The organism is Arthrobacter sp. efr-133-TYG-104 (assembly GCF_030208915.1).
Classification (GTDB): Bacteria; Actinomycetota; Actinomycetes; order Actinomycetales; family Micrococcaceae; genus Arthrobacter.
This window is the reverse complement of the sequence record NZ_JARVTA010000001.1, coordinates 483,577-490,303: the sequence shown is the minus strand read 5'-3', so window position 1 is coordinate 490,303 and position 6,727 is coordinate 483,577. Positions and strand designations below refer to the sequence as shown.

Below are 6,727 nucleotides of genomic sequence, written 5' to 3'. Positions count from 1 at the left end.
TTCGATTAACAGTCGAATGCTCTGCCAATTGAGCTACGGAGGAATGAAGCGGTTATGACTTTAGCAAAGGTTTGGCGGGAAAGCGAAATCGCTCGCTATACCCCCTGGGGGTATAAAAATACCCCCGCTCCAAAGAACTTGAAGCGGGGGTATTGCGCGCTCCTCCGACTGGACTTGAACCAGTAACCCTTCGATTAACAGTCGAATGCTCTGCCAATTGAGCTACGGAGGAATGAAGCGGTTACTAGCTTAACAGGGCACTTCGGGAAAACGAAATCGACTTCCTCAGGCCTCGGCGCGCAGTGATCGGCGCTCCATTTCAAGCTGCATCAGTTCGCGGTTCAGCCGCTGGAAGTCCTCCGGATGTGCCGCCGCATCCAACCGTTGAAGCTGCCCCATCTTGTCCGCCTTGATCTTGGTGATCTGGAGTTCGAAGAGCCGGGCCAGGATGTCCCTGCAATACCTCGCCATCGCTTCAGGGGTGGTGGCAGGCAAGGGCGTCACCGCAAGCTCGGACACCAGGGGCCGGAGTGGCTCAGGGACTTCCTGCCTGATCTGCTCCACCCATGCCACAGGGTCTGCCACATGGGCGAGGCCGGCGGCCCTGATACCAGTATGAACGGCTGCATAGGCCGGCGTGGCAAAGTGCGAGGCTTCGAAGCGCGCCCACGCGTCTCCACCAAGCACGGCAGGTTCCTGCAGGACCACCTCCAGCGCTTGGCGCTCCATCCCTGCGACAGGGTCCCGCGGATCGGGTCGCTGGAAAACAAGCCCGTTCGACACCGGTGCTGCCGCCGTCGCCAGCTGTTCTGCGCCGCCGCTCCCACCCGCGGCGGCACGCTTGGCTGCTGCCCCGACGTACCGGCTGACCTCCTCGATGGGCATTCCAAGCCAGCCCGCGAGCTCCCGGGTGTAGCCGGGCCTGGTGGCCAAGTCGCGGATCTGAGCCACGACGGGTGCTGCCTCGCGCAGCGCTGCGACCCTGCCTTCAACTGTGTCCAGGTTGTGCCGGCGGAGGGAGGCCCGGATAGCGAACTCGAAGAGCGGCTTCCGGCTGGCAATCAGCTCCCGGACCGCCAGGTCGCCTTTGAGCTGCCGGAGATCGCAGGGATCAGCACCGCTGGGCTCCACGGCAACATAGGTTTGCGCCACGAACCGCTGGTCTTCCTCAAAGGCCCGCAACGCTGCCTTCTGGCCTGCTGCGTCGCCGTCGAACGTGAAGACCACCTCGCCACCTGTGCCATCATCAGAGAGCAGCCTCCGGGCCACCTTGATGTGTTCGGCGCCGAACGCGGTACCGCAGGTGGCCACCGCCGTCGTGACTCCTGCCAAGTGGCAGGCCATGACGTCCGTGTACCCCTCGACCACCACGAGTTGACGTTCCTTGGCGATATTCCGTTTGGCGAGGTCAATCCCATAGAGGACTTGGGATTTTTTGTAGAGCGTGGTCTCCGGGGTGTTCAGGTACTTGGGGCCTTGATCGTCGTCGTACAGTTTGCGCGCACCGAAGCCGATGGTATCGCCGGCGATGTCGCGGATTGGCCAGATAAGCCTGCCACGGAAGCGATCATAGATGCCCCTATTACCTTCCGAAAACATTCCCGTCAGTTTCAGCTCCGCATCCGTGAAACCGCGCCCGCGCAGGTGCTTGAGCAGCGCATCCCAGCCCTGCGGTGCATAGCCGACGCCGAAATGTTCAGCAGCAGCGCGGTCAAAGCCGCGGCCGTGAAGGAAGTTGCGCGCTTCAGCCGCGCCAGGGGTCAGTAACTGGGCCCGAAAGAACTCGTCGGCGATCTTGTGCGCGTCCAGCAACCGCTGGCGTTTGCCCACTTCTTCCCGGCTGGGTCCGCTTCCGCCGTCCTCGTACCGGAGTTCGTAACCGATCCTGGCAGCGAGCTTCTCCACAGCTTCATGGAAGGAGCTGTGATCCATTTTCTGGACGAAGGAGATGGCGTCGCCGTCCTCACCGCAACCGAAACAGTGATAACGGCCCACTTGGGGGCGAACAGTAAAGGACGGTGACCGTTCATCGTGGAAGGGGCACAGGCCTTTGAAACTGCCTAGCCCGGCACCCTTGAGCGTCACGTAACCGTCAACGACTTCCTTGATGTCCGTGCGCTGGCGTACTTCGTCGATATCTTCACGTTTGATCAGGCCAGCCACGTGACCATCCTAGTCTCTGCCGGGCGCCGGCTAACGCGGGTTGGCTGCCTCAGCTGGCGGGCGTCGGCTACCACAAGGACGGAAGACTACCCACCAACCGCTCATGCATTGCCATGGCTGAGACGTCCGTCAAGGAAGCCACCTGGTCGATGACGACGCGAAGCCGCGCACCGTCGTCGACGGCGTCGCGCCAGTCCGCGGCGAACATCGGCTCGAGGTGGCGGTCGCCGGTAGCGTTGAGGACGCCAACGAGGGCATGCAGCACTTCCCGCTGACGCTCATACACGGGCTGGCGGTGATCGGTGGAGATGACGAAAGTAGTGGCGAGGCCCTTCAGGACCGCAATCTCCGTGACGGTATCTGCAGGAACCATGAGCTCGGCGTCGTAGCGGGTGAGGTTGGCCGGCCCGAAGTGGTCACGCGTGGTGCCCATGGCGCTCTGGCAAAAGCGGCCGATCAGCTGGCTGGTCATGTCCTTCAGGGCTGCCATGGACTTCCGGCTGCCATCTGCCTCACGCACCCACACCGGCGTGGCCTCGAGCCTGGCCAGCGCGGCGTCGATCTCGGCGGGGTCGTTGTGCGGGAGGTACCACTGCTTGGTGTAGCCCACCACGCGCGCACGATGGTCCGGATTGTCCAGCCACTTGAGCTGGAAGTGCCCGGCAACGATGGCGTCTTCGACGTCGTGGACGGAGTAGGAGATATCGTCTGCCAGGTCCATCACCTGGGCTTCAATGCAGGAGCGGTTGCCCGGAGCCCCTTCGCGGAGCCATTCGAACACCGGTAAATCGTCCTCATAGGCGCCGAACTTACTGGTGCGGTGGCCGTGGATGACGGGCGCGTCGACGGCGGACCACGGGTACTTGGAGGCGGCGTCCAGGCTTGCGCGGGTCAAGTTGAGTCCGGCCGGCCTGCCATCGCCACTGAGGACCTTGGGTTCCAGCCGCGTCAGCAGCCGCAGGGTTTGGGCGTTGCCTTCGAAACCACCGATGGCGTGGGCGACCTCGTTGAGGGCGGATTCGCCGTTGTGCCCAAACGGCGGATGCCCGAGGTCGTGGCTCAGGCATGCCGTGTCCACAACGTCCGGATCACACCCCAAGGAACGTCCCAGTTCCCGGCCAACTTGGGCAACCTCCAGGCTGTGCGTCAGCCGGGTGCGGACAAAGTCGTCTGTATCCGGCGCCACCACCTGTGTTTTGGCACCAAGCCTGCGCAGCGCCGAGGAGTGCAGGACACGCGCCCGGTCCCGCTCAAAATCCGAACGGTACGTGGTCTTGCGGGGTTCCTCGACCCAACGCGCGGAATCCGCTTCGGTGTAGCCCGGGATCGCCAGCACGTAATCGTGCGCCGTTCCGTTCCGGCCAATCATCGCTTCGGTTCCCATGGGTAGCTGCCTCCTTCAAGCGCCGCGGTGCTTCTTGAGCCAGTCTTGCACGTATAGGGCTAGCCGCCCGACACGTCCAGCTCTGCTGCGGAGATGTCCGCGCTTTGTTCTGCGTTCAGCTGGCGGCTTACAAGCCAGTCCTTGGGCAGGGCAGGTTTCTTGGGTGAACCGGCCCGGCCGCGAGGGCCCTCGGAATCGACCCCCGGGTATGGCAAATCCATGTCCAGTTCATCGAGGTATTCACGGAGCACCTCGAGGGTGGGCACCTGGGCCAGTTTGGCCCGGAGCTCGCCACCCACCACGTAGCCTTTGAAGTACCAGGCCATATGTTTGCGGATTTCGCGAAGCGCCTTGTATTCGTCGTTGCCAAACGTCTCCACCATGAGCTCGGCATGCCGGTAGACTCCCTCGGCCACTTCCCGTAGACCCGGACGGTGCCGCTGGTCGCTGCCCTCAAAGGCCGCTTGGAGGTCGCCGAACAGCCACGGCCGGCCCTGGCATCCACGGCCAACCACCACGCCGTCGACGCCGGTTTCGCGCACCATGCGGACGGCATCCTCTGCCGACCAGATATCGCCGTTGCCCAACACGGGGATGTCGGGGAGGGCCTCGCGGAGGCGCGCGATGGCCGACCAGTCCGCTTGGCCGGAGTAGAACTGCGCGGCAGTGCGGCCGTGCAGGGCGACGGCGGCAACACCGGAGTCGCGGGCGATGCGACCGGCGTCGAGATATGTCAGGTGGTCCTCGTCGATTCCTTTGCGCATCTTGATGGTGAGGGGGATGCCGCCCTTGGAGGCTTCCTTCACCGCCGTCTGCACGATCGAGGTGAACAGGTCGATCTTCCATGGCAGGGCGGAACCGCCACCGCGGCGGGTGACTTTGGGGACAGGGCAACCGAAGTTGAGGTCGATGTGGTCTGCGCGGTCTTCTTCGACCAGCATCCGCACAGCGGCGCCTACCGTGACGGGATCCACGCCGTAGAGCTGCACCGAACGGACTTTCTCGTCCTCGTCATGGGAAATGATGCGCAGTGATTCGGGGGTGCGTTCCACCAAAGCCCGTGAAGTCACCATTTCGGCAACGTAGAGTCCTCCGCCGTATTCGCGGCAAAGTCGTCGGAAAGCTGAGTTGGTGATGCCGGCCATCGGGGCAAGGATGACCGGGGTGTCCACGGTGATCCCACCGAGCTTCAAAGGCGGGAGCTCAAGCTTAGGTGCAGGGGGCGTCGCTACTACAGTCACCCGTCCATTGTCTCAAATGCGGGCAAATCGGGATCCCGGCCCTGGAGAAGCCAGCCCCAGTCCTGAGAGAAGCCAGCCCCAGTCCTTAGAGAAGCCAGCCATTGTCCTCGGCCAGCCGCACTGCCTCCGCGCGGGTTCGGGCCCCCGTCTTTGCCATCGCCGCGGACAGATAGTTGCGGACGGTGCCCTCCGAAAGCAGGGCTGCTTTGGCAATATCGGCCACCGTGCCGCCGTCGGACGCTGCCTTGAGTACCTCCGCTTCCCGTTCGGTCAGCGGACTGTCCCCGGAGGCCAAGGACTCGGCGGCGAGCGCTGGATCAACCACGCGCAGGCCAGCGTGGACCCGCCGCACTGCCTCGGCCAGTTGCCGGGCCGGAGTGTCTTTCACGACGAACCCGGAAGCACCGGCAAGCATGGCCCGTTTGAGGTATCCCGGCCGGCCAAACGTGGTGACCATCAGGACGCGGCACCCCGGCGCCGCTTGCCGGACGGCGGCCGCGGCACTGATCCCGTCAAGCCCGGGCATTTCGACGTCGAGCATCGCAACGTCAGCGGAATGTTCCACGACGGCGTCCGCCACGCCGGTTCCGTCGCCCAACTCGGCAACCACTTCGATGTCCGGTTCCAATCCCAGGAGCGCCGCCAACGCGCCGCGCACCAATGCCTGGTCATCCGCGATAACCAAACGGATACTCATACTTCAGCAGCCAATCTGAACCCTCCAAGGTCGCTCTTGCCCACGCAGACGTTTCCCCCGGCGGCCATTACTCTTTCACGGATTCCGGTCAGGCCGTTCCCGAAGGATCCGGCCGGGCCGGGTCCCACGCCGTCGTCCTCCACGGAAACTTCCGACGCCGTCAACCGGACGCGGCATTGCTTGGCACCGGAGTGCCGCACCACATTCGTGACGCCTTCGCGCAGCACCCAGCCAAAGAGTTCGCGGTGGCGTGCCGGTACCGCATCGACCGTGGCGGGAAGGTCTGCGGTTATGCCGGCGGACTCCAAAGCTGTTCGCGCTACCGCCAGTTCGGCCAGGACGTTGACACCGCGATACCCGGCCACGGTGGCGCGAACATCTGCGAGCGCTCCCCGGGCGAGGTCCTGCACGGCCGCAATTTCCGCGGCGGCCCTCCGGAGCGGCGCAGAGTCCTCGAAAGCGGACGGGTCGGCGCCGGACGCCTTCGCGGACGCCGGATCGGTGCCTGACGCAGTCTCGATCATCCTCGCGGCGAGCTCCGCTTTGACGGCGATGACGGTCAGCGAGTGGCCGAGGATGTCATGCATGTCACGGGCAACGCGGCTCCGCTCCGCGGCGACGGCGGCTTCCGCCAACTTGGTCTGTGCAGCCCGTAGCTGGACGGTCTTGCGGATCGATCTGGCGAAGGAGCACATCATCAAACCGAGGGAGACAATGAGTGCCGGCTGGAAGAAGGCCTGGTCCTGGTTGCCCGTCAGCAGTTGGGTAGCCAGGGACGCAACAGCGAGGACACCGATGAGGACGTAATCGACCCTGGACGGCAGCGGCATCATGGCGATGGCGCAGGCGAGGAACGGCCACGTCCAGAGCGCCTCTATGCCCACCAGGTAAATCACTATCGCGTTGAGGGCACCCAGAACACCAATGCATGCTAGCCCGGCGCGGACGCCCCCCTCCCTGCAGAACATCGGAAGCACGGCATACGCGCCGAAAAAGGCCACCAAGGATCCGGATGCAGCCGCCTTCCACGTAAGCGGCCCCTCCACGGACCAAACCTGGTTCCACGTTGGTCCGGCCCAGAGAATGATCGAGAACGCGGCCCCGATGAACCAACCCCTGGGCCCGGGCCCGCGGAGTCCTGCGCCGCTGAGTCTTGGAGCGTTGAGCCCTGGCGCAGGTCGCTTGGCCCTCCGAGTCGCGGCTGTTGTCATTGGTCCCCCTGGTGGCGGTGCAGATTCGAGG

General features: G+C 64.3%; 5 protein-coding genes and 1 tRNA gene. All 6 read right to left on the bottom strand.

What is annotated here, in order from left to right:
* Positions 1-159: 159 nt before the first annotated feature.
* Positions 160-232, bottom strand: a tRNA-Asn gene (locus tag QRN04_RS02215).
* Between the two features lie 53 nt (positions 233-285).
* Entirely contained in the window at positions 286-2,163 is a 1,878-nt protein-coding gene (gene dnaG, locus QRN04_RS02210) for a DNA primase (RefSeq protein ID WP_284974506.1), read from the bottom strand.
* A 67-nt stretch (positions 2,164-2,230) separates the two neighbouring features.
* Positions 2,231-3,547: a deoxyguanosinetriphosphate triphosphohydrolase gene (locus tag QRN04_RS02205; protein ID WP_284974505.1), complete on the bottom strand. Its 1,317-nt coding sequence runs from the start codon at positions 3,545-3,547 to the stop codon at positions 2,231-2,233.
* Positions 3,548-3,606: 59 nt separating this feature from the next.
* Positions 3,607-4,788 carry a tRNA dihydrouridine synthase DusB gene (gene dusB, locus QRN04_RS02200; protein ID WP_284974504.1) on the bottom strand — a complete coding sequence of 394 codons (1,182 nt, stop codon included), beginning with the start codon at positions 4,786-4,788 and terminating at the stop codon, positions 3,607-3,609.
* 85 nt (positions 4,789-4,873) lie between these two features.
* On the bottom strand, positions 4,874-5,485 hold the full coding sequence (locus tag QRN04_RS02195; protein WP_284974503.1) for a response regulator transcription factor: 612 nt from the start codon (positions 5,483-5,485) through the stop codon (positions 4,874-4,876).
* Complete coding sequence (locus QRN04_RS02190; RefSeq protein WP_284974502.1) at positions 5,482-6,696, bottom strand: sensor histidine kinase; 1,215 nt, start codon at positions 6,694-6,696, stop codon at positions 5,482-5,484. Before QRN04_RS02190 ends, QRN04_RS02195 begins: the two co-directional genes overlap by 4 nt.
* Positions 6,697-6,727: the final 31 nt, after the last annotated feature.